This window comes from Cellulomonas shaoxiangyii (genome assembly GCF_004798685.1).
GTDB classification, from domain to species: Bacteria; Actinomycetota; Actinomycetes; order Actinomycetales; family Cellulomonadaceae; genus Cellulomonas; species Cellulomonas shaoxiangyii.
Genome location: NZ_CP039291.1, coordinates 1,227,865 through 1,250,066, shown reverse-complemented (window position 1 = coordinate 1,250,066; position 22,202 = coordinate 1,227,865). Strand labels below are relative to the sequence as shown.

General features: G+C 76.4%; 17 protein-coding genes. 12 read left to right on the top strand and 5 right to left on the bottom strand.

Translation table 11 applies throughout. From position 1 onward, the window contains the following. Positions 1-2: 2 nt before the first annotated feature. Positions 3-731 carry a response regulator transcription factor gene (locus tag E5225_RS05685; protein WP_135975335.1) on the bottom strand — a complete coding sequence of 243 codons (729 nt, stop codon included), beginning with the start codon at positions 729-731 and terminating at the stop codon, positions 3-5. A 193-nt stretch (positions 732-924) separates the two neighbouring features. Here E5225_RS05685 and E5225_RS05680 point away from each other — a divergent pair, with 193 nt between their 5' ends. The 5 genes from E5225_RS05680 to E5225_RS05660 all read left to right on the top strand — a co-directional run bounded on the left by E5225_RS05680 (position 925) and on the right by E5225_RS05660 (position 10,745). After that, positions 925-2,322: a sensor histidine kinase gene (locus E5225_RS05680; RefSeq protein ID WP_136225334.1), complete on the top strand. Its 1,398-nt coding sequence runs from the start codon at positions 925-927 to the stop codon at positions 2,320-2,322. Next, positions 2,319-3,074 (top strand): response regulator, encoded by a 756-nt coding sequence (locus tag E5225_RS05675; RefSeq protein ID WP_135975528.1) that lies wholly within the window; start codon positions 2,319-2,321, stop codon positions 3,072-3,074. The genes E5225_RS05680 and E5225_RS05675 overlap by 4 nt, the downstream gene beginning before the upstream one ends. Positions 3,075-3,227: 153 nt before the next feature. Continuing rightward, positions 3,228-4,040, top strand: coding sequence for an ABC transporter ATP-binding protein (locus E5225_RS05670; RefSeq protein WP_135975526.1), 813 nt, complete (start codon positions 3,228-3,230; stop codon positions 4,038-4,040). Next, the gene (locus E5225_RS05665) at positions 4,040-6,571 is read left to right on the top strand and encodes an FtsX-like permease family protein (protein ID WP_135975524.1); all 2,532 of its coding nucleotides are present in this window, start codon (positions 4,040-4,042) and stop codon (positions 6,569-6,571) included. The genes E5225_RS05670 and E5225_RS05665 overlap by 1 nt, the downstream gene beginning before the upstream one ends. Positions 6,572-6,797: 226 nt before the next feature. Further along, positions 6,798-10,745: an FtsK/SpoIIIE domain-containing protein gene (locus E5225_RS05660; protein WP_136225332.1), complete on the top strand. Its 3,948-nt coding sequence runs from the start codon at positions 6,798-6,800 to the stop codon at positions 10,743-10,745. A 66-nt stretch (positions 10,746-10,811) separates the two neighbouring features. Here the strand turns inward: E5225_RS05660 and E5225_RS05655 are convergent, their stop codons facing one another. Continuing rightward, positions 10,812-11,216 (bottom strand): hypothetical protein, encoded by a 405-nt coding sequence (locus E5225_RS05655; RefSeq protein WP_135973477.1) that lies wholly within the window; start codon positions 11,214-11,216, stop codon positions 10,812-10,814. Between the two features lie 564 nt (positions 11,217-11,780). On the opposite strand from E5225_RS05655, the gene E5225_RS05650 reads away from it, so the two are divergent. Continuing rightward, positions 11,781-12,029, top strand: a complete 249-nt coding sequence (locus E5225_RS05650; protein ID WP_135973478.1) for a WhiB family transcriptional regulator — start codon at positions 11,781-11,783, stop codon at positions 12,027-12,029. A gap of 115 nt (positions 12,030-12,144) precedes the next feature. Here the strand turns inward: E5225_RS05650 and E5225_RS05645 are convergent, their stop codons facing one another. After that, positions 12,145-13,626, bottom strand: a complete 1,482-nt coding sequence (locus tag E5225_RS05645; protein WP_135973479.1) for a sensor histidine kinase — start codon at positions 13,624-13,626, stop codon at positions 12,145-12,147. Positions 13,627-13,792: 166 nt separating this feature from the next. Between E5225_RS05645 and E5225_RS05640 the strand changes: the two genes are divergently transcribed. The 6 genes from E5225_RS05640 to E5225_RS05615 all read left to right on the top strand — a co-directional run bounded on the left by E5225_RS05640 (position 13,793) and on the right by E5225_RS05615 (position 20,827). Continuing rightward, positions 13,793-14,350, top strand: a complete 558-nt coding sequence (locus E5225_RS05640) for a DUF2505 domain-containing protein (protein WP_135973480.1) — start codon at positions 13,793-13,795, stop codon at positions 14,348-14,350. A 413-nt stretch (positions 14,351-14,763) separates the two neighbouring features. Beyond that, on the top strand, positions 14,764-16,065 hold the full coding sequence (locus E5225_RS05635; RefSeq protein WP_243738219.1) for an ABC transporter substrate-binding protein: 1,302 nt from the start codon (positions 14,764-14,766) through the stop codon (positions 16,063-16,065). An 88-nt stretch (positions 16,066-16,153) separates the two neighbouring features. Beyond that, complete coding sequence (locus E5225_RS05630) at positions 16,154-17,155, top strand: carbohydrate ABC transporter permease (protein ID WP_135973482.1); 1,002 nt, start codon at positions 16,154-16,156, stop codon at positions 17,153-17,155. After that, positions 17,152-18,060, top strand: coding sequence for a carbohydrate ABC transporter permease (locus E5225_RS05625; protein ID WP_135973483.1), 909 nt, complete (start codon positions 17,152-17,154; stop codon positions 18,058-18,060). Before E5225_RS05630 ends, E5225_RS05625 begins: the two co-directional genes overlap by 4 nt. Before the next feature lie 151 nt (positions 18,061-18,211). Next, positions 18,212-19,252 (top strand): LacI family DNA-binding transcriptional regulator, encoded by a 1,041-nt coding sequence (locus E5225_RS05620; RefSeq protein WP_135973484.1) that lies wholly within the window; start codon positions 18,212-18,214, stop codon positions 19,250-19,252. A 195-nt stretch (positions 19,253-19,447) separates the two neighbouring features. Next, a complete protein-coding gene (locus tag E5225_RS05615; RefSeq protein ID WP_135973485.1) occupies positions 19,448-20,827 on the top strand; it encodes a Glu/Leu/Phe/Val family dehydrogenase in 1,380 nt (459 codons plus the stop codon). A gap of 61 nt (positions 20,828-20,888) precedes the next feature. Here E5225_RS05615 and E5225_RS05610 read toward each other — a convergent pair whose 3' ends face one another. Together E5225_RS05610 and hemQ are read right to left on the bottom strand one after the other, a co-directional pair. Next, positions 20,889-21,380 carry an META domain-containing protein gene (locus tag E5225_RS05610; protein WP_135973486.1) on the bottom strand — a complete coding sequence of 164 codons (492 nt, stop codon included), beginning with the start codon at positions 21,378-21,380 and terminating at the stop codon, positions 20,889-20,891. Positions 21,381-21,454: 74 nt separating this feature from the next. Beyond that, positions 21,455-22,162, bottom strand: coding sequence for a hydrogen peroxide-dependent heme synthase (gene hemQ, locus E5225_RS05605; protein ID WP_341765644.1), 708 nt, complete (start codon positions 22,160-22,162; stop codon positions 21,455-21,457). Positions 22,163-22,202 lie beyond the last annotated feature (40 nt).

The following is a 22,202-nucleotide window of genomic DNA, read 5'->3' as shown; positions in this document are numbered from 1 at the left end:
GGTCAGGCCCGGTCGAGCCGCTCCGCGCCCGGCGAGGCGGAGGTGTCGGACGCGGCACCCGTCTCGAACCGGAACCCCATGCCCCGCACGGTCGTGACGTAGCGGGGGGCGTTCGCGTCGTCACCGAGCTTGCGGCGCAGCCACGACACGTGCATGTCGAGCGTCTTGGTCGACCCGGTGGGGTCGGAGCCCCACACCTCGCGCATGAGGGCGTCACGGGACACCACCGTGCCGGCGGCGCCGACGAGCACGCGCAGGAGGTCGAACTCCTTGGCGGTCAGGTGCAGCTCGCGCTCGCCCTGGAAGGCGCGGTGCGCCGCGACGTCGACGCGGACGTCCTGGGCGTGCAGCTCGTCCTCGTCCTGCGGGTCGCCGACGGTGCGGCGCAGCAGCGCGCGCACGCGCGCCAGCAGCTCGGCGAGGCGGAACGGCTTGGTGACGTAGTCGTCGGCGCCCGCGTCGAGGCCGACGACGAGGTCCACCTCGTCGGCGCGGGCGGTGAGGACGAGGACGGGCGTCGTCAGGCCCTGGCTCCGGATCGCACGGGCCACGTCCAGACCGTCCATGTCGGGCAGCCCGAGGTCGAGGACGACGAGGTCCGCGGTCGCGGCACCGTCGATCGCTCCTTGACCCGTGCCTTGCACACGCACGTCATAACCTTCACGACCGAGCGCGCGTGCCAAAGGCTCGGCAATCGCGGGGTCGTCCTCCGCCAGCAGCACCTGGGTCATCGGGCCATGCTAGGTCACGGACTCCCCACGTCCGCCAGACCCAGGTCCCCTCGCGCACGTGCCGCGGGTCACGTCGGGACCGCGCGCGCCCGGACCCACGACCGCGGCGTGGGCCCGCGGGAGGACGGTGCGCCGCCGGCCGTCCGCCCCGGGGCGCACGACCGGCCCCGCGCGGCCCGCCTACGCTCGGGGCGTGACGTGGTGGGACCGCCTGCTGCGGTGGGAGGACTCCCACCGCTTCGCCGTCGACGCGACGGGCGCGGCCCTGCTGTGGCTGCTCCTGGGCACCGTGGCGATGGACCTGTCCACCGCCGCCGCGAGCATCGACGCCGGGACCCGCCTCGCGGCGGCCGCGATGATCGCCCCGCTGGCGTGGCGCCGCGTGCGACCCGTGATGAGCGCGGCCGCCGTCTACGCCGCGGCCCTCGTCCACATGCTGCTGGGACTGCCGCTGCTCCTCCCGTCCGACCTCGTCGTGCTGGTGGCGCTGTACTCGCTGACGGTGCACGGTCCGCGGTGGTCGTACCGCGTGGGCGTGGCCGGCGCCGCGGTGGGCACCCTGCTGCTCGCGGTGCTGCTCGCCGTCGACGGCGCGTTCTACTGGCCCGCCGCGTTGGTCGTCTGCGTCGTCGTCGGCTCGATGTTCCTCGCCGTGTTCGCGTTCGGGCTCGTGCGCCGCAGCCGCCGGGAGCACCTCGAGGCGCTCGTCGACCGGGCGCACCGGCTGGAGGTCGAGCGCGACCAGCAGGCGGTGATCGGTGCGGCCGCGGAACGTGCGCGCATCGCGCGCGAGATGCACGACATCGTCGCGCACAGCCTCTCGGTGATGATCGCCCAGGCCGACGGCGGCCGGTACGCGGCCGCCGCGGACCCCGCGGCGGCGACCCGGGCGCTCGGCACGATCGCCGAGACGGGGCGCGCGGCGCTCACCGACATGCGCCGGCTGCTCGGCGTGCTGCGCACGGACGCGGGGACGGTGCGCCCGGGCTCGGCCGTGCCGGACGCGTCCGGGACCGGGGCGCGCGAGCCGGACCCGGGCGGCGCGGCCGCGCTCGTGACCACGCCGCAGCCCGCGGTGGACGACCTGGAGACGCTCGTCGCGCAGATGCGCGCCAGCGGCATGCGCGCCTCCCTCGTCCGCCTCGGCGCCGCTCGGCACCTGCCGCCCGGCGCGGGGCTCACCGTGTACCGGATCGCGCAGGAGTCCCTCACGAACGTGCTCAAGCACGCCGGGCCCGACCCGTCCGTGACCGTGATGCTGCAGTGGCTGCCGGACGCGGTCACGCTCGAGGTCAGCGACGACGGGCGCGGGGCCGCCGCCGACAGCGACGGGCTCGGCCAGGGGCTCGTCGGCATGCGCGAGCGCGCCGCGATGTTCGGCGGCACCGTCAGCGCCGGGCCCCGGCCCGGCGGCGGCTACCGTGTGCGCGCGCAGCTGCCCACGCCCTCGTCCGGACGCGCGGTGCCCGCGACGCCCGGGCGCGACGTGCCCCGGCGCGCCGCGCCGCGCCGGCCCGCCCCGGCACCGCCCGCGGCGCCCGCCCCCCGGGCCACCAGCGCCCCGGTCCCCACGGAAGGAACCCCCGCGTGAGCACCACGGACCTCGACGGAACCGACCTCGACGGCCCCGATCTCGACGGCCCCGTGCGCGTCGCCCTCGTCGACGACCAGCAGCTCGTGCGCGCCGGGTTCCGCATGGTGATCGACTCCCAGCCGGACCTCGAGGTGGTCCTCGAGGCAGGTGACGGCGTGCAGGCCGTGCGCGCGCTCGACCCCGCGGCCCGCACTGCCACCGGCCCGGTCGACGTCGTCCTCATGGACGTGCGCATGCCGACGATGGACGGGCTGCAGGCGACCGAGCAGATCGTCGCGCGCGGCACCGCGGACCGACCGGCACCGCGGGTGATCGTGCTCACCACGTTCGACCTCGACGAGTACGTGCTCAGCGCCATCCGCGCGGGAGCGAGCGGCTTCCTGCTCAAGGACGCCCCGCCCGAGGAGATGCTCGCGGCGATCCGCACCGTGCACCGCGGGGACGCCGTCATCGCGCCCTCCAGCACCCGCCGACTGCTCGAGCACCTCGTGACCGCGCTGCCGTCCGACGCGCCCGCCGCCGACGACCCCGCGCACCGCGCCGTCGCGCTGCTCACCGAGCGCGAGCGCGAGGTGCTCCTGCTCATGGCTCGCGGGCGCTCCAACACGGAGATCGGCCAGGACCTGTTCGTCGCCGAGGCGACGGTCAAGACGCACGTCGGCCGCATCCTCGCCAAGCTCGGCGCGCGCGACCGCGTGCAGGCGGTCGTCGTCGCGTACGAGACCGGGCTGGTGCGGCCGGGCGCCTGACGCGCGCGGGCGCGCCGCTCCCCCGCGCGTCGCGCGTGACGTGCGGCCCAGGTATGACGGCCGGGGCCGGACGACCCACCGCCGGCCGGACGCGGCGCCGGACCGCCGCGGGCGAGGCTGGGGGCATCCTCACCGGAACAGGAGCGCCCCCTCGTGGACACCACCGTGCACGGCCCCGCCCAGCCCCCGACCGACGCCCCACCCCACCGCCCGGCCGCGTCCTGCGCGCGCGGCCTGACGAAGGTGTACGGGTCGGGAGCGGCGGCCGTCCGCGCCCTCGACGGGGTCGACGTCGACTTCGCCGCCGGCGCGTTCACCGCGATCATGGGCCCGTCGGGGTCCGGCAAGTCGACCCTCATGCACCTGCTGGCGGGTCTCGACCAGGCGTCGTCCGGCACGGTCCACCTGGGGACGACCGACATCACCCGGCTCGGCGACGACGACCTGACGCGGCTGCGCCGCGACCGCGTCGGCTTCGTGTTCCAGTCGTTCAACCTGCTGCCGATGCTCACGGCCGAGCAGAACGTCCTCCTGCCGCTCGACCTCGCCGGTACGAGCGTCGACCGGGCGTGGTTCGACACGCTCGTCGGCACGCTCGGCCTGGGCGCCCGCCTCGGCCACCGGCCGAGCGAGCTGTCCGGCGGGCAGCAGCAGCGTGTCGCGATCGCCCGGGCACTGATCGCCCAGCCGGAGGTCGTCTTCGCGGACGAGCCGACCGGCAACCTCGACTCCCGCGCCGGCGCCGAGGTGCTGAGCTTCCTGCGCCGCTCGGTGCGCGAGCTGGGACGGACCGTCGTCATGGTGACGCACGATCCGACTGCCGCCGCGTACGCCGACCGCGTCGTCCTGCTGGCCGACGGGCGCATCGCCGGCGACGTCGCCGACCCGTCGCCCGAGTCCGTGCTCGCCGCGCTCGACGGCCTGCGCATGCTCGAGGCACCCCTCGGGACGGACGGGCAGGCCTGATGCTGCGACTCACGCTGTCCCAGATGCGCCGCAGCCTCGGCCGCCTCGCCGCGGCCGGCGTCGCCATCGCGCTCGGCGCCGCGTTCGTCGCGGCGACGCTCATCGCGGGCGACGTCATCACGCGCACCGGCTACGACGCCGTGACGGCCGGCTACGGCCGGGCCGACCTCGTCGTCGGCGTGCCCGACGGCACGACCGACGACCAGCTGGCCGACCTGCGCGCCGTGCCGGGCGTCGCCGGCGCCGACCCCGTGATCCTCGGCTGGACCCAGGTGGGGGTCGGTCCGCGGGAGACGAGCGAGCGGCTGCTCGGCACGCCGTCCGACCCGCGGCTCGGCACCCTCGAGGTCGTCGACGGCGCCGCGCCCTCCGCCGACGACGAGATCGCGCTGTCGGCCACGACCGCCGAGCGGCTCGGCGCCCGGGTCGGGGACCTGGTCGAGGTCTCCTGGTACCCGCTGCAGGAGGGCGGCAGCACCGCGGCACCCGCGGAGGAGACGGCCGAGGTGCGCCTCGTGGGCATCGTCGAGGACCCCGCCGGCGCGTGGAGCGAGTACGGCGGTGCCGGTCTCGCGACGCCCGCGTCGGCGCTGCGCTGGAGCGGCCTGCCCTCGGTCGAGGAGGCCGACCCCGTGCGCGTGCTCGTCGCGGCCGACCCCGGCCGTGCCGACGAGGTCCGCGCCGGCCTGCCCGACGTGCTGCCCGCCGGCGCCACCGTGCAGACCCGCGACGAGGCGGCCGCGGAGGCGGTCGGGCGGATCACCGGCGCCGGGAACGTCCTCGTCACGGTGGCCCTCGGCTTCGCCGCGATCGCGCTGCTCGTCGCCGCGCTCGTCATCGCCAACACGTTCCAGGTGCTCGTCGCGCAACGGGCCCGGACGCTCGCCCTGCTGCGCTGCGTCGGTGCGCGGCGCGGGCAGCTGCGCGCCTCGGTGCTGACCGAGGCGGCCCTGCTCGGGGTCGGTTCGTCGGTCGTCGGCCTGCTCCTGGGCGTCGGCCTGGCGCAGGCCGCGCTCAGCGTCCTGGCCCGCATGGACCTGGGCGTGCCGCTGCCCGCCACGGTCGCCGTCACCCCCGCGGTGCTCCTGCTCCCCGTCGTCGTCGGGACCGTCGTGACCGTGCTCGCGGCGCTCGTGCCCGCGCGCGTCGCGACACGGGTGTCCCCGGTCGCCGCCCTGCGTCCCGTCGACGCCCCCTCGCTCGGAGCAGGGGCCGGCCGCCTCCGCCTCGCGCTGTCCCTGCTCCTGACGACGGGCGGCGTCGCCGCGCTGCTGGGCGCCGTGGCGCTCGCCGTCGCCGGGACCGGCGTGGACGAGATGCTGCCCCTGCTCGTCGGGGTGCTCGGTGGGGCGACGTCCTTCGTCGGCATCCTGCTCGGTGCGGTGCTGTGGCTGCCCCGCGTCGTGTCGGCCGTCGGGGCGCTCCTGCGCCGCGCCGGGCCGAGCGCACGGCTCGCCGCCGCGAACACCCTGCGCAACCCGCGCCGGACGGCCGCCACCAGCACGGCGCTGCTCATCGGGGTGACCCTGGTCGCGATGATGAGCACGGGGGCCGCGTCGGCCCGCACGTCGCTCGCGCGCGTGATGGACGAGCGGTACCCCGTGGACCTGCTCGTCGTCCCCGCCGACGGCGCCTCGGCCGTCCCGGCGGACGTGGTGGACCTGGTCGCCGGCACGCCGGGCGTCGAGCAGGTCCTCGAGGTGGCGACGGCTCGCGTCGCCCTCGACGGGCACCTCGTGGGGGCCTACGTCCTCGACCCGGACGACGCACCGGCCGTGCTCGAGGACGACACCGTGGTCGCGTCGCTCGCCGACGGCGTCGCGGTCGTGCCCTCGTGGACCGGGCTCGACGGGACGGTGACGGCGCACCCCGCCGACGACACCGGCGCCACGAGCGGGCCGGGCGCACAGCTGCGGGTCCGCTCCGGCGGGGCGGACGAGGCCTACCTGCCCGCCGCCGCGGGCGACCGGCTGGCGATCGACGGCGAGCGGACCCTGCTGTTCGCGCGCATCGCCGCCGGTGCCCCCGCGGGGCAGGTCCTCACGTCGGTCCAGAACGGGATCAGCGACGCGGAGGTGCACGTCACGAGCCCGGCCGCGTCGCGCGAGTCCGACGAGCGGATGATCGACACGCTGCTCGCGGTCGTCGTCGGCCTGCTCGCCGTCGCGGTGGTCATCGCCCTCGTGGGCGTGGCGAACACCCTGTCGCTGTCCGTCATCGAGCGGCGCCGGGAGTCGGCGACCCTGCGGGCGATCGGCCTGTCCCGGCGCGGGCTGCGCCTCATGCTCGCGGTCGAGGGGATGCTCATCGCGGGCGTCGGCGCCGCGCTCGGCGTCGGTCTGGGGCTCCTGTACGGCTGGGCCGGCGCCGCCACCGTGTTCGGCACCGCGGGCGACCTCCGCCTCGCCGTGCCGTGGACGGAGCTGGCGATCGTGCTGGCCGTCGCGCTCCTCGCGGGTCTGGCCGCGTCGGTGCTGCCGGCCCGGTCGGCGGCCCGCACGCCGCCCGTGGCGGCGCTCGCGGTCGACTGACGCCGTGCACGCCGCGGCCGGTCCGCACGGGGCGCTCACGGCCGGCCGCGGGCGCCCCGCGGGGCGGTCCGCGGCCCGGGCGGGACCGGCGGGTCCGGACGCCGGCCGACCACACCCCGCGGGGCGTGCCGTGTCCGGCCGACCACAGCCCGCGGGGCGTGCCGCCCGCTCCCCGCCGCCGGCGGCCGGGCCGCCGGCGCGGTGGCGCGTGCGGCACGGTGCCGACGTGCGCATCTCCGTCCACGGCACCACCTCTCCCCACGGCCGAGCCGACGGCCTCGACGCCGAGGTCGACCCCGGCCTGCCGGCGGGCGTCCTGCGCCGGCACCTCGCGCTGCTCACCGGCGACGCCGCGTGGGCCGCCGGCGCCGCGCGGCTGGCCGTGGACGACGTCGAGCTCGACGACGGCCACCCCGCGGGCGTGCCACCCCTCGTGCCCGGCGCCCGCGCGACCCTGCACGGCACGGGGTCCGCCGGGCGCGACGTGCTCGCCGCCGCGCTCGCCGACACCCACGTCGCGGTGGTCGCGGGGCCGGACGCGGGGCACGTGCGGGCACTCCCCGTCGGCGGCCGGCTGACCGTCACGGCCACGGCGCCCGGCAGGGGTGCGCGGCCCGGCACGGGTGAGCGGCACGGCGCGGGTGAGGGGTACGGCGGGGGCGAGCCGGCGCACGCACTGCTCGTGGACGACCCCGCGCTCCACCGGGTGCGCGTCGAGCTGCGCCGCTCGGGCCGCCACGTGCGGGTGCGCGTGCGCGGTGCGGTCGCGGTGCTCGAGCGCCCCCGGCGCCGCGGGCGGGCCGGCCCCGAGGGTGCACCCGCCGCCGCGCCCCGGGCGGACGTGCGCAGGGCCCGCGTGGGCCGACGCCCCCGCCGGTGGCAGCCGGGGGACGCCCTCCACGTCGGCGGGAGCGTCCTGCGCCTGCGCGCGACCTGGTCGGGCCCCGCCCGGCGGTGGCCGGCCGCGCCGTCGCCGTGGGTCTGGTCGGCCCTCGCCTCGACCGCCGGCGGCGTCGCTCTCGCCGTCGCGCTGCGCCAGCCGCTCCTGCTCGTCGGCGCGGCCGTCGGGGTGGTCGGTCTGCTCGCGGGCGGCCGCCAGGCACCGGGCCCCACGCGGAGCACGGCCGACGACCCGGCCGACGACGACCAGGGAGCGCCGCCCCCGGACGTCGCGGCCGTGCGCGCCGACACGGCGCGGTGGTGCCGCACGGGTGTGCGCGTCCCGCCGTGCGCCCCGGGGGCCGCGTGGCCGGCCGACAGGGCGCTCGCGCTCGTGGGCGAACGCGCGCAGACGCTGGCCGTGGCGCGCGGGATCGTGCTGCGCGCCCTGGCGGGGGCACCGGGCGCGTCGCTCGTCGTCCGGTCCGGCGCGCCTGCCGACTGGGCGTGGGCGCGCTGGCTCGCGCCCGCCACCGCGCTCCCCGCCGCGGTCGCACCCGGGGGCGGTCCTCCGGCCGTGGTGGTCGCGGACGGCGCCGACGCGGTGCCGGGCACGTGGCGCGGCACCGCGTCCGAGCCGCCGCCCCTGCTCGTCGTGGTGGTCCCGTCGGCCGCCCGCCCGCCCGCGTGGGTGCGGACCGTCGTGCACGTAGGGGCCGGGCGCGCGATCCGCACCGAGGCGGACGGATCGCGCACCACCGCCCCCGCGGAGATGGTCTGCGTGGCCGTCGCGGAGGACGCGGCACGCCGGCTGGCGGCGGTCGCCTGGAGGACTCCGAGCCCCGCGAGCGCTCGCGGTGGCGCGTCGACGGGGCCGTCCCGGCCGGCCGCGGCCGTGGCCTGGGCGGCGCCCGCGGTCCTCGGCACGCTGCCGGGGGTGCCGTCCGCCGACCCGGCCGCCGTCGCCCGTCGCTGGGCGGGCGCCGGGCACGCGCCGCTGCGCGCGCCCCTCGGCGCGGCGGCGGACGGGACCCACGTGGTCCTCGACCTCGACGCCGACGGCCCGCACGTGCTCGTGGGCGGCACGACCGGGGCCGGCAAGTCCGAGCTCCTGACGACCCTCGTGCTGGGCCTCGCGCTGCAGCACCCGCCGCACCGGCTCGCGCTCCTGCTGGCGGACTTCAAGGGGGGCGCCGGGCTGGGTCCGCTCGCCGGCCTGCCCCACGTCGTCGACCACGTCGACGACCTCGACGCCGGCGCCGCCCGGCGGACGCTCACGGGCCTGCGCGCCGAGCTGCGCCGCCGGGAGCAGGTGCTCGCCGCGGCCGGCGTGGCCGACCTGCGGCGGCTCGACCCCGACGCGGCCGCGACGCCGCCGCGCCTCGTCCTCGTCGTCGACGAGCTGCGCGCGCTCGTCGACGACGTGCCGGAGGCGGTCGAGGTGCTCACCCGCGTCGCGGCCCAGGGACGCGCTCTCGGCGTGCACCTCCTGCTGGCGACGCAGCGGCCCGCCGGTGTCGTCACGGCCGACCTCCGGGCGAACGTGACGCAGCGCGTGGCGCTGCGCGTGACCGACGACGCCGACTCGCGCGACGTCGTCGACGTGCCCGACGCGGCCCGGCTGGACCCCGCCCACCCGGGCCGCGCCGTCGTGCGGGTCGGGTCGCGCGAGCCGCGCACGGTCCAGGTGGCGCGCGCGCGGCACGGTGGTGCGCGCCCCGGCGTCCGGCTCGTCGCCGGCGGGGCGGGTTCGGGGGCGCACTGGCGGCCGCCCGCCGCGGGCCGCGCCGAGGACCACGTCGCGGCCTGGGTGTCCGCGGCCCGTGGTGCGGCGGACGGGCGGCCCGGCCCCGCGGTCCCCTGGTGCCCCGCGCTGCCCGACCGCGTCGCCGTCGCCGACGTCCCCGCGGGCGAGGGGCTGGCGCTCGCGCTCGCCGACGTCCCGGAGGAGCAGCGCCGCGCCCCCGTGCGCTGGCGCCCCGCCACGGGGCCCCTCCTCGTGCTCGGCGGGCCGGGGTCCGGGCGGTCGACGGCCCTGCTCACCGTCGCGGCGGAGGCGACCCGCGGCGGCAGCCACGTCCACGCCCTGGGCCTGCCCGAGGCGGCGCTGCGCCAGGTGACCTACCCCTCCCACCTGGGCACCGTGCTGTCCCTCGACGACGCCCACCGCACCGGGCTCCTGCTGCACCGGCTGCTCACCCGTGCCGAGGGGCGCCGACCCGACGTGCTCGTCGTGGACCGGCTCGACGTGCTGCTCGAGACCCTCGGCCGTCACGCCCGCGGCGTCGCCGCCGACATGCTCGCGACCACGTGGCGCGACCCGGTGCCGGGGCTGGCGCTCGCCGCCTCCGCCGCGGTCGTCCCCGCGGTCACGCGGCTGCTCGGGGACGTGCCGACGCGCCTCGTGCTGCCGGTCGTGGACCCGTCCGCCGACGCGCTGGCGGGCGTCCCGCCCGGTCTCGCCGCGGCGCGCTCGACGCCGGGCCGCGGCGTCGTCTGCGGTGCCGGCCCGGCCCGGCTGTGCCAGGTCGCGCTCCCGCCCGCGCCCGGCGGTGACGCCGAGGACCGGCGGCTCGCCGGCGCACCGGACGCGGCGGGCCCGGCGCCGCTGCGGATCGTCGCGCTGCCCCCACGGGTGCCGCTCCCGGCGCCGAGGGACGGCGCCGCGGCCGCCGCCCCCGGCGCGGCCGCGGTCGTGCTGGGCGTCGGCGGGGACGACGGCGCGCCGGTACGGACGGACGCGAGCCGCCCGCTGGTCGTGGCCGGTCCGCCGGGCACGGGCCGGACGACCGCCCTGCGCGTCGCCGCGCGCTGCTGGTCCGCCGCCGGGTACCGGGTGCTGCGCGTCGCGCCGACCGGCTCGGGCGGCCAGGACCTCCCGGAGGCACCGTGGACGTCCGTCGGTGCCGCCGACCTGCTCGCGGACGACCGACACGTCACCGCTCCCGCGTCCCCGACCGTGATCGTGGTCGACGACGCGGACGAGCTCGAGCGCACGTCCCCGGGCGCCGCGGAGGCGGTCGGCCGGCTGCTCGGTCCCGACGGCCCGCGTGTGGTCGCCCTCGCGACGACGACGGCCCACGCGGCCGGGGCGTTCCGAGGACCGGTCGCCGCCGCGCTGCGGTCGCGGCACGTGCTCGTCCTCGACCCGCACGACCCCGACGCGACGGCGCTGCTCGGACCCGAGGCGGCGCTGCACGCCGACCCCGCGCGACGCGTGCCGGGACGCGGCGTGCTCCGCCTCGATCGCGCGCTGCGGCGCGTCCAGGTGCACGCGGACGTCGCCGCGCCCTGACGCCCCGCGTCCCGGAGGGTCCTCGCCTGCCGGCCTCGCCGACGCGCGCGGGGTCGGCAGGGCGGGTCAGGCCGGGCGGTCGGGCTCGTCGCGCCCTGTGCGCGACGTCACGGCGACGACCGGCGGCGCGAGGACGGTCGCGGCCACGACGAGGCCCAGCACGAGCCCGACGGCACCCGGGACGCGAGCCCCGCTCGACCACGCCGTGGCGGAGACGACCACGAGCAGGACCTGCGCCGTGAGCACCGGTCCGCGCCCCCAGCGGCGGCCGGACCACAGCCCGCGCGCCGCGGAGGCCAGGAGCAGCGCCGCGCCCAGCGCGAGGGCCACCAGGAACGCGGCCACGGCGGGCGCCTGCGCGCCGCGCACCAGCGTGACCACGCCCGCGACGGCGGCCGCCGCGAGGGCGAGCGCCTCGAGCACCACCAGGCCGCAGGCGGCGACGAGCAGGGCGGGACGGGGCGTCGGCATGCCCCGACCCTAGGACGGGCCGCGCGCCGCGCGGGCGGCCGGGACGCACTGGACGCCCACGGCGCCCGCCCCCTCCCCCGGCCCGCTCAGCCGGCGGCGGACCGCGACACGCCGCCTGCGTGGGCCCATACCAGATCCCGCACCGGTCGCGTACCACGCCGGACACGACGTGACGTCCGGCACGCCGCCGCCCCTCGTCGTGACGGTGGTCACGCCGACGACGCGTCGGCCGGTCGGGACGCGCGACCCCGGACCGGCACCTCGCGGGCACGGCGGTGACACCGCAGGTCAGCCGCCCGTCCCGAGGGCCGCCGCGCTGACCTGGACATTCGCCCCACTGGACGCGCGCCGCCCGGACGGCCGCGACCGCCGCTGTGCGCCGGGCGCCGGGCGATGTGATCAACGCCTCAGCGTCACCGCGACGAAACCCTGTCGTAACTCTTGTCTCGGCGGGTGGGCGGTGTGAGTCTTGAGGACAGCACGTCACCCCACCACTGACTCCACGACGTACGGCCGCGCCCTCGACCAGGGGCGCCGGGCCGACGCGTGCCAAGGAGATATCCCATGGACTGGCGCCACCGGGCAGCCTGCCTCGACGAGGACCCCGAGCTGTTCTTCCCCATCGGCAACACGGGCCCGGCCCTGCAGCAGATCGAGGAGGCCAAGGCGGTCTGCCGTCGCTGCGAGGTCGTCGACACCTGCCTCAAGTGGGCCATCGAGACCGGTCAGGACGCCGGCGTCTGGGGCGGCCTCTCCGAGGACGAGCGCCGCGCGCTCAAGCGCCGCACCGCCCGGCAGCGCCGCGCGGGCTGAGGCCCGCACCTCTCCCTCCCGCCGCACCCGGCGGGAACCGCACGGCCGGGAGCACCCGACCGTGCCCGCAGGGCCGTCCGCGACGCGCGGGCGGCCCTGCGGCGCGTCCCGGGCGTCATGCCACGGTGGCGGTGTCCCGTCCCAGCCGGAGCCGGGCGTGGATGACGACCGACGTCCCGCCGCCCTCGCGCGGCTGCCACACGATCGACCCGCCGAGCTCGTTGCGCACGAGCGTGGAGACGATCTGCGTGCCCAGGCCGGTGCCGGCGCCGCGCTCCGCGGGCAGCCCCGCACCGTCGTCGGCGACCTCGACCTGCAGGTCCTCGCCCTCACGGGCCACGACGATCTCGACGGAGCCGCTCTCGCGCCCGGCGAGCCCGTGCTCGACCGCGTTCGTCACGAGCTCGGTGAGCACGAGGGCCAGGGCCGTCGCGTCGTCCGCCGGCACGGCGCCGAACGACCCCCGCACCGTCGTGCGCACGTGCGCGCCGGCCGTCGCGACGTCCGCGGCCAGGCGCAGGCTGCGGCCCACGAGATCGTCGAACGGCACGCTCTCGTCGAGCGTCTGCGAGAGGGTCTCGTGGACGAGCGCGATGGTCGCCACCCGCCGCATCGCCTCGCCCAGCGCGTCGCGGGCCTCCGGCGAGCTCATCCGCCGTGACTGCAGGCGCAGCAGCGCCGCCACGGTCTGCAGGTTGTTCTTCACCCGGTGGTGGATCTCGCGGATCGTCGCGTCCTTGGTGATGAGCTCACGCTCGCGCCGGCGCAGCTCGGACACGTCGCGGCACAGGATCACGGCGCCCACCCGCTCGCCGTACTCGGTGAGCGGCACCGCGCGCAGCGACAGCGCCACGCCGCGCGCCTCCACGTCCGCACGCCACGGCGCCCTCCCCATGAGCACGAGCGGCATCGACTCGTCGACGGTCGCGTTCTGCTCGATGAGGTCGGACGTCACCTCGACGAGCGACCGCCCGACCAGGTCGCCCAGGACCCCGAGCCGGTGGAAGCACGAGAGCGCGTTGGGGCTCGCGTACAGCACCTCGCCCTCGCCGTTCATGCGCACCAGGCCGTCCCCGACGCGCGGCGCACCCCGGCGGGGGCCCGTCGGGGCGTCCGGCGCGGGGAACTCGCCGCGCGAGACCATGCCCATGAGGTCGTCGGCCGCCTCGACGTAGTTGAGCTCGAGCCGGCTGGGGGTGCGGGCGCCACCGAGGTTCGTCTGCCGGGCGAGGACGGCGATCGCGCGCCCGTCCCGCACCACGGGCACGGCCTCCTCCCGGACGGCGTAGGAGCCGAACCACCGCGGCTCGCGCGAGCGCTGGGCCGCCTGCTCGACGAGGGCGCGCCGCAGCTGCGGGCGCTGCCCGTCGGGCGGGTGCGAGCCGACGACGTCGTCGTAGTGGACGGTCGCTCCCGTCGAGGGCCGGCACTGGGCCACGGCGACGAAGTCGCCGTCCGTGGTCGGCAGCCACAGGACGAGGTCGGCGAAGGCCAGGTCGGACACCACCTGCCAGTCGCCGACGAGCAGGTGGAGCCACTCCAGGTCGGCGGCGACGAGCGGCCCGTGACGTGCGACGAGGTCGCTCAGCGTGGACACGGCCCCAGGGTACGCACGGCCCGTTACGCTCGGGTCCGGGTCCTGCGCCCGCGGGGCGACGCACGTGGGTCCGCGGCACGCCCCGGTGCCCGCTCCGCGGGACACTCCGCGGGACAGCCCCGGGGACAGGGAGAGCCCGCGACGACGACAGCAGGGGGTGCTCGGAGTGCGGCTGCACGTGACGCACGAGCTGCCGGCGGATGCCGCCGACGTCGGGCGGATGCTGGCGGACCCGGCCTACGTCGACGCCAAGATGCGCGCGTCTGGCGCGGAGGAGCGCCAGGTCCACGTCACCGGGACGCCCCCGGGCGCCTTCACCGTCACGACACGCCGCGCGCTGCCGACGCAGCAGATCCCCGCGAACCTGGCCGGCGTCGTGGGCGCCCGCATCGAGGTGCGCCAGGTCGAGGCCTGGGAGGCCGCCGACGCGGACGGGGGGCGCACCGGGACCGTCGTGGTCGAGATCGTCGGTGCGCCCGTCCGCGTCACGGGCCGCACGGCGCTGACGGTCGCGGGCGCCGGGGCCAGCACCCTCACGTACGAGGGCGACGTCCGTGCCGCGCTCCCCCTCTTCGCCGCGCCGGTCGAGGAGGCGACGGCCCAGGCGGTGCGTGCGGCGCTCGACGCGGAGGCCGCCGCCGCACGGTCGTGGCTCTCCCCCGGCCGCGTCGAGCAGGCCGAGCCGCTCGGTGACGGGCCGGCCGCAGGAGCCCCGCCCGCCTGAGCACGCGACGCCGCGAGGCCCGGCTGCGGCAAGTCCGGCATGTCCGGCGGCCCGCACTACACCACGACTCGCCGTCCCGCACGCCCACGGCCTGCGCCAGGTCACGCAACGGACCACATGCCGTAACGATTGGGTAACGTGGGAGGCGTGGGAAATCGCTGTGACCTGCGGCGATGCTCCGGTGGAACCGCTACCACCCAGTTGGCCCACACGCCACTCCTTGACACTCGACCATGATGCCGACGAAGGTGTCACCCAGCGCGTGGGAACGCTCCCGCGAACACAGGTGGGCGTCCCACGTCGGGGCCCGACGGCCCCACGCGCGACGCCCGTCGCGGCCCCTGCGGCGTACGGGTGACGGGTGGACACCAGAGGTACGGCGACGTCGCCGTCCGACTGACAAGGGAGTCACAGTGCGCAAGACCACACGCAAGGGGTGGGCGCTCGCGGCCGGTGTGACGGGCATCGCCCTCATCGCCTCCGCCTGCTCCGGCAGCAACGACGCGGGCGAGGGCGAGGACTCGGGCGACGGCGGCAACGTCACGCTCACGGTCGCCACGTTCAACGAGTTCGGCTACACCGACGAGATGTTCGACCGCTACGAGGCGGAGAACCCCGGCGTCACGATCGAGCAGAAGCGCGCCGCCACGGCGGACGAGGCCCGCGAGAACCTCAACAGCCGTCTGGCAGCCGGTTCCGGCACGTCCGACGTCGAGGCCGTCGAGGTCGACTGGCTCCCGGAGCTCATGCAGTTCCCCGACAAGTTCGAGGACCTCACCTCCCCGGACGTCGAGGGCCGTTGGCTCGAGTGGAAGACCGAGGCCGCGACGACCGCGGACGGCAAGCTCATCGGCTACGGCACGGACGTCGGCCCGCAGGGCATCGCCTACCGCAGCGACCTGTTCCAGGCCGCCGGCCTCCCCGCGGACCGCGAGGCCGTCGCCGAGCTCCTCGGTGGCGACGCCGCCACGTGGGAGCAGTTCTTCGAGGTCGGCAAGACCTACACCGCTGCCACGGGCAAGCCGTTCTTCGACTCCGCGACCGCCATCTACCAGGGCATGGTCAACCAGGAGGAGGCGGCGTACGAGGACCCGGAGTCGGGCGAGATCATCGCGGGGGACAACCCCCGCGTGAAGGAGATGTTCGACCAGGTCGTGCAGGCCTCGGTGACCGACAACCTGTCGGCCCACTTCGAGCAGTGGAGCGACGACTGGACGAACTCGTTCCAGAACGACGGCTTCGCCGTCATGCTCGCCCCGGGCTGGATGCTCGGCGTCATCGAGGGCAACGCCGCCGGCGTCACCGGCTGGGACTTCGCGGACGTCTACCCCGGCGGTGCCGGGAACTGGGGCGGCTCGTACCTGACCGTCCCGTCCCAGGGTGAGAACGTCGACGAGGCCAAGAAGCTGGCCGCGTGGCTGACCGCGCCGGAGCAGCAGATCGAGGCGTTCCAGAGCAAGGGCACGTTCCCGAGCCAGATCGAGGCGCAGGAGTCCGAGGCGGTCCTGACCGCCACGAACGAGTTCTTCAACAACGCGCCGGTCGGCCAGATCCTGGTCAACCGCTCGCAGGGCATCGAGGCCCCCTTCAAGGGCCCGAACTACTTCACGGTCCAGACGGCCATGAGCAACGCGCTCGTCCAGGTGGACGTGAACGGCGAGGACCCGCAGGCCGGCTGGGAGTCCTTCCAGCAGGTCGTCAACGGCCTCGGCTGACGTCGACCTGAGCTCGGGGCCGGGTCGGTGGCGACCGCCACCGGCCCGGCCCCGCACGCGTCTGCCCCATCTCCTGGAGGACCCCGCCATGGCCACCACCACGCAGCCGCGCACCCAGCGCCGACTGCCCGACGCCCCGCGCGAACCGCGCCGCCTCGGCTTCAGCCAGAAGCTCAGCCGCTGGGACGTCAAGGTCTCGCCCTACCTGTACATCTCGCCGTTCTTCCTGCTGTTCGCCCTGACGGGTCTGTTCCCGCTGCTGTACACGGCGTACGTGTCGGTCTACGACTGGCACCTGCTCGGCGGCCAGGGCGAGTTCGTCGGCTTCGAGAACTTCGCGTTCGTCTTCCAGGAGCCCAACTTCTGGAAGGGCCTGCGCAACACCTTCAGCATCTTCGTGCTGTCGACCGTGCCCCAGCTGCTCGTCGCAGTGGTGCTCGCGGCCCTGCTCGACGCGAACCTGCGGGCGCGCACGTTCTGGCGCATGGGGGTCCTGGTGCCCTACGTGGTGGCTCCCGTGGCCGTCTCGCTCCTCTTCGGCAAGATCTTCGCGGACCAGTCGGGCCTGGCGAACGCCGTCCTCGGCATGGTCGGCATCGAGCCGATCCGGTGGCACGGTGACGTCCTCCCGAGCCACCTCGCCATCGCGTCGATGGTCAACTTCCGCTGGATCGGCTACAACACGCTGATCCTCCTCGCGGCGATGCAGGCCGTCCCGCGCGACCTCTACGAGGCGGCCGTCATCGACGGTGCCACGCGCGCCCGCCAGTTCTTCTCGATCACGATCCCCTCGATCCGGCCGACCATCATCTTCGTCGTCATCACGTCGACGATCGGCGGCCTGCAGATCTTCGACGAGGCGCGGATGTTCGACCAGCTGGGTCAGGGCGGCGCGGGCCGGCAGTGGATGACCGTGACGATGTACATCTACGAGCTCGCCTTCGGCAACCAGAAGAGCTTCGGCCGTGCGGCCGCGGTGGCGTGGGTGCTGTTCCTCATCATCCTGGTGTTCGGCCTCCTGAACTTCTGGCTGACCCGCCGCATCGCGTCCGACTCGGCCCCCCGCGCACGAAAGAAGGTCACGCGATGAGCGCGCCCAGCGCCCCCTACGTCCGGCAGACCGCCGGCGCGAGCGCCGCCCGGTTCGCCAAGCGGACCCGCGGGCACGGCTCGGACCGCCGGCCGGGGTGGGTCACCTACACCCTGCTGACGCTCGCGATCGTGGTCTCGGTGCTGCCGCTGTACTACGCGTTCCTCCTGGCGAGCTCCGACGCGCAGACCATCGCGCAGAACCCGATCCCCTCGCTGGTCCCGCAGGGCCTGTTCTTCGAGAACGTCAACCGCGTCCTGAACTCGGACATCGACTTCTGGAAGGCGCTGTCGAACTCGGTCATCGTGGCCGTGGTGACCTCGGTGTCGGTCGTGCTGTTCTCGACGCTGGCCGGGTTCGCGTTCTCGAAGCTGCGCTTCAAGGGCCGCAACGGCCTGCTGCTGTTCGTCGTCGCGACGACCGCCGTGCCGACGCAGCTGGGCGTGATCCCGCTGTTCATCGTCATGTCGGAGCTCGGCTGGATCGGCAAGCTCGTCGCCGTCATCGTGCCGGGCCTCGTCACGGCGTTCGGCGTGTTCTGGATGACGCAGTACCTCGAGGGCGCACTGCCCTACGAGCTCGTCGAGGCGGCGCGCGTCGACGGCGCGAGCATGATCCGCACCTTCTGGAGCATCGCGCTCCCGGCGGCGCGTCCCGCGGCCGTGATGCTGGCGCTGTTCACGTTCGTCGCGTCGTGGACGAACTTCTTCTGGCCGTTCATCGTCCTCGGCTCGCCGAACCCGACGCTGCCGGTCGCGCTGCAGCTGCTGCAGTCGTCGTACTTCAAGGACATGTCGCTGATCATGGCGGGCGTCGTGCTCTCCACGATCCCTCTGCTCCTGCTGTTCTTCGTCGCCGGCCGCCAGCTGGTGGCGGGCATCATGGCGGGCGCGGTCAAGGGCTGAGTCGCACCCCACACCGGGTCGGGCCCCGCCACGCGGGCGCCCGACCCGGTGCCTGCCCCGGCCGACGGTAACCTCGCGAGTGCGGGGGCGACGCCCCGGGGTGACAGCACGTCCACGCTGCACCAGCAGCCACAGGAGGGGATGACCAACGGTGGTCGAGAACGTCCCGACGCGCGTGGAGCACGCGCGCCCCGCCGCGCCGACGCTGGAGCAGGTGGCCGAGCGGGCCGGAGTGTCGCGATCCACCGCGTCCCGCGCGATCAACGGCGGCCTGCGGGTGTCCCCCGAGGCGCTCTCCGCCGTCGAGGCCGCCGTCGCGGACCTCGGCTACACCCCGAACCGCGCGGCCCGCTCCCTCGTGACCCGGCGCACGGACTCCATTGCCCTGGTGGTCCCCGAGCCCGACGAGCGCGTCCTGTCGGACCCGTTCTTCGCCGGCACGCTGAACGGCTTGAGCACCTCGCTCGCCGACTCCGACATCCAGGTCGTGCTCGTCATCGCCCGGCCCGGCGAGAGCGAGCGCACGATCCGCTACCTGCGCAACGGGCACGTCGACGGCGCCATCGTCGTCTCGCACCACCGGGACGACGAGCTCGACCGCGCGCTGCTCAACTCCCGGGTGCCGAACGTCTTCGTCGGCCGCCCGCTCTCGGCGCCGGACGAGGACGTCCAGTACGTCGACACCGACAACACCGAGGGTGGCCGCATCGCGACCCAGCACCTCATCGACCGCGGCTGCGTGCGCATCGGCACGATCGCGGGCCCGCAGGACATGTCGGCGGGCATCGACCGGCTCGCCGGCTGGCGCATCGCCATGGAGGCGTCGGGCCTCGACCAGTCGGCCGTGGTGCACGGGGACTTCACGATCACCTCCGGCGCCCGCGCCGCGCGGGAGCTGCTGGAGGAGCACCCCGACGTGGACGGCATCTTCATCGCGTCCGACCTCATGGCCGCCGGCGCGATGGGCGTCCTCGCCGAGTACGGCCGGGAGGTGCCCGGCGACGTCGCGGTCGTCGGGTACGACAACCTCGGCGTGGCCGCCTCGACCAACCCCCCGCTCACGAGCGTGATCCAGCCGGTCGTCGCGATGGCGCGTGCCGCGGGTGCCCGGCTCCTCGACCAGCTGCACGGTGCGCCGCACGGCGAGCCGCTGATCTTCGACCCCGAGCTGGTGATCCGCGCGTCCGCATGACGGCCCGGTGGACGGGGGTGCCGGCGCGCACGGTGGGTGGATGCCATGACCGCGGTCGGGGCCTGTCTTGACAGCGACGTGCCCGATTTGCGAAGGTCGTGCCGGCGCCGCCCGATGACGTGCGGCGCCGCTCCACGCCCGGCGCACGCGTGTGCTGACCCGCCGCGTCGGCGGGCGCGTGCCAGGGTAGGTGACATGGATCACTCCTCCCGCACCGGCACACCCCTGCCCCGGGACACCGCGACGCGACCCGCCGCGGACCGACCCGACCCGGTCCCCACGCCGGCCGCGCGCCGCACGACGGACCGCGAGCCCGCACCGACCGCCGCCCCGGACACCAGCCCGCTCGCCACCGCCCAGAGCCAGCTCGCGCGCGCGGTCGACATCCTCGGGTACGACACGGGCCTGCACGCGATGCTCGCCACGCCGCGCCGCGAGATGCGCGTCGCCGTCCCGCTGCGCCGCGACGACGGGCGCACCGAGGTCTTCACGGGCTACCGCGTGCAGCACAACATCTCCCGCGGCCCCGGCAAGGGCGGGCTGCGGTACGCGCCGGGCGTCGACCTCGACGAGGTCCGCGCCCTCGCGATGTGGATGACGTGGAAGTGCGCCCTCGTGGACGTGCCCTACGGCGGCGCGAAGGGCGGCGTCACGATCGACCCGGACGAGCACTCCCGCGCCGAGCTCGAGCGCGTCACGCGCCGCTACACCAGCGAGATCATGCCGATCATCGGCCCCGAGCGGGACATCATGGCGCCCGACATCGGCACCGACGAGCAGACCATGGCATGGGTCATGGACACCTACTCCGTGAACCGGGGCTTCACCATCCCCGCCGTGACCACGGGCAAGCCGCTGGCGGTCGGCGGGTCGCTGGGGCGCGCCACCGCGACGTCCCAGGGCGTCGTCCACACCGCGCGCGCCGCGCTCGCGCGCGACGGCGTGGGCCTGTCGGAGGTGACCGCGGCCGTCCAGGGGTTCGGCAAGGTGGGCTCGCACACCGCGCGGCTGCTGCACGAGGAGGGCACCCGGGTGCTCGCCGTCAGCGACGCCCACGGGGGCGTCCACCGCGGCGACGGTCTCGACGTGCCGGCACTCCTGGCGCACGTCGCACGCACCGGCACGGTGGCCGGCTTCGCGGACGCGGACCCGATCGACAACCGCGGGCTGCTGACGCTGGACGTCGACCTGCTCGTGCCCGCCGCCGTGGAGGGCGTGCTCGACGGCGAGACGGCCCAGCAGGTCAAGGCCCGGTGGGTCGTCGAGGGCGCCAACGGCCCCACGACGGACGCGGGTGACCGGGTGCTGACCGAGCGGGGCGTCGTCGTCGTGCCGGACATCCTCGCCAACGCCGGGGGCGTCGTCGTGAGCTACTTCGAGTGGGTGCAGGCGAACCAGGCGTACTGGTGGACCGAGCAGGAGATCGCGCAGCGGCTCGAGCACCGGATGCTCGCGAGCCACGACGCCGTCGCGACGCTCGCGCAGGCCGAGGGCGTCACCCTCCGGGACGCGGCGCTGACGATCGGCGTGCGGCGCGTGGCCGAGGCGCACCAGATCCGCGGCCTGTACCCCTGAGCGGTGCCCGACCCCGTCCCGGCGGCCGGTCCCCGACGCCGGGGGCCGGGGCGCCGCCCCGTCAGGCGAGCACGTGCGGGCCGGCGTCCGGCTCCGGCCGCACGGTGGACGGGGCAGTCCGCACGAGCCGGGCGAGGCGCCCCGCCGGCGTACGGAGCCGGACCTCGTCGCCGGCCGCCTCGAGCGTGCCGCCGTCGCCGAGCACGGCGGTCACCGCCTGCTCCGTCGCCGTCGGTGCGGGCGGGCCCGCCATCATCGTCTGGACCACCGGGCCCACCTCCAGCCGGTCGCCCCGCACGCGCCAGGTCGCCCGCACGTGGTTCACCCCGGCGTAGCCGTAGACCTGCCCGTCCCCCTCGAACGTCAGCCACGCAGGGCCCTCGAGGCCGTCTGCCAGTGCCGCGCCATCGACCTCGGCGACGTGCCACGTCCCGTGCAGCCACGGGGCGTCGCCGTCGGCGACGGCGTCCGGGGGCGCGTCGCCCGCCGTCGGGTCCGGTGCGCCCGCGGGCACGGTGGTGGGGACGTCGTCGGTCGGCTGGTCGTCGCGCATGCGTCGATGATCGCACCGGGCCGACGGCGCCGCCCGTGCCCGGCGGTGCGGCCGGGCGGCCGTCGCAAGGGCGGTCAGGCGCGCGGCGTGCGCTCCGCCCAGTCCTCCAGCGCGACGCGGGGGCCGGTGTAGAACGGCACCTCCTCGCGCACGTGCAGGCGCGCCTCGGTGGCCCGCAGCTCGCGCATGAGGTCGACGATGCGGTGCAGCTCCCCCGCCTCGAACGCCAGGAGCCACTCGTAGTCCCCGAGCGCGAAGGACGAGACCGTGTTGGCGCGCACGTCCGGGTAGTCGCGTGCCGCCTGCCCGTGCTCGACGAGCATGCGCCGGCGGTCCGTCTCGGGCAGCACGTACCAGTCGTACGACCGCACGAACGGGTAGATGCACAGGTAGCTGCCCGCGGGCTCGCCGGCGAGGAACGCCGGCACGTGCGCGCGGTTGAACTCGGCGGGCCGGTGCAGGCCGACGACCGACCACACCGGGCGCAGGTGCGCCCCGAGGCCGCTCGCGCGCAGCCGCTGGTAGGCCCCCTGGACCTGCTCGACCGTCTCGGCGTGCCACCACACCATGAGGTCCGCGTCGGCCCGCAGGCCGCCCACGTCGTACCAGCCGCGGACGACCAGCCCGGCGTCCTGCCCCACCGCCGCCTGCGCGTCGGCGACGAGCGCGGCACGCTGCGCGCCGTCCGCGGGCAGGGGGCGGTCCAGCGCGAAGACGGACCACATGGTGTAGCGGATGGTGGAGTTGAGCGCGTCGTGGTCGGTGGGGGCCTGCGTGGTCACGGGGTCGTCCTCGTCCGTCGGTGCGGGGTGGTCGGTGCGG

Bases quoted from the DNA above. Each gene is read 5' to 3' on its own strand.
- E5225_RS05685 (WP_135975335.1), bottom strand. From the start codon at position 731: ATGACCCAGGTGCTGCTGGCGGAGGACGACCCCGCGATTGCCGAGCCT.
- E5225_RS05665 (WP_135975524.1), top strand. From the start codon at position 4,040: ATGCTGCGACTCACGCTGTCCCAGATGCGCCGCAGCCTCGGCCGCCTC.
- E5225_RS05655 (WP_135973477.1), bottom strand. From the start codon at position 11,216: ATGCCGACGCCCCGTCCCGCCCTGCTCGTCGCCGCCTGCGGCCTGGTG.
- E5225_RS05650 (WP_135973478.1), top strand. From the start codon at position 11,781: ATGGACTGGCGCCACCGGGCAGCCTGCCTCGACGAGGACCCCGAGCTG.
- E5225_RS05630 (WP_135973482.1), top strand. From the start codon at position 16,154: ATGGCCACCACCACGCAGCCGCGCACCCAGCGCCGACTGCCCGACGCC.
- E5225_RS05625 (WP_135973483.1), top strand. From the start codon at position 17,152: ATGAGCGCGCCCAGCGCCCCCTACGTCCGGCAGACCGCCGGCGCGAGC.
- E5225_RS05615 (WP_135973485.1), top strand. From the start codon at position 19,448: ATGGATCACTCCTCCCGCACCGGCACACCCCTGCCCCGGGACACCGCG.
- E5225_RS05610 (WP_135973486.1), bottom strand. From the start codon at position 21,380: ATGCGCGACGACCAGCCGACCGACGACGTCCCCACCACCGTGCCCGCG.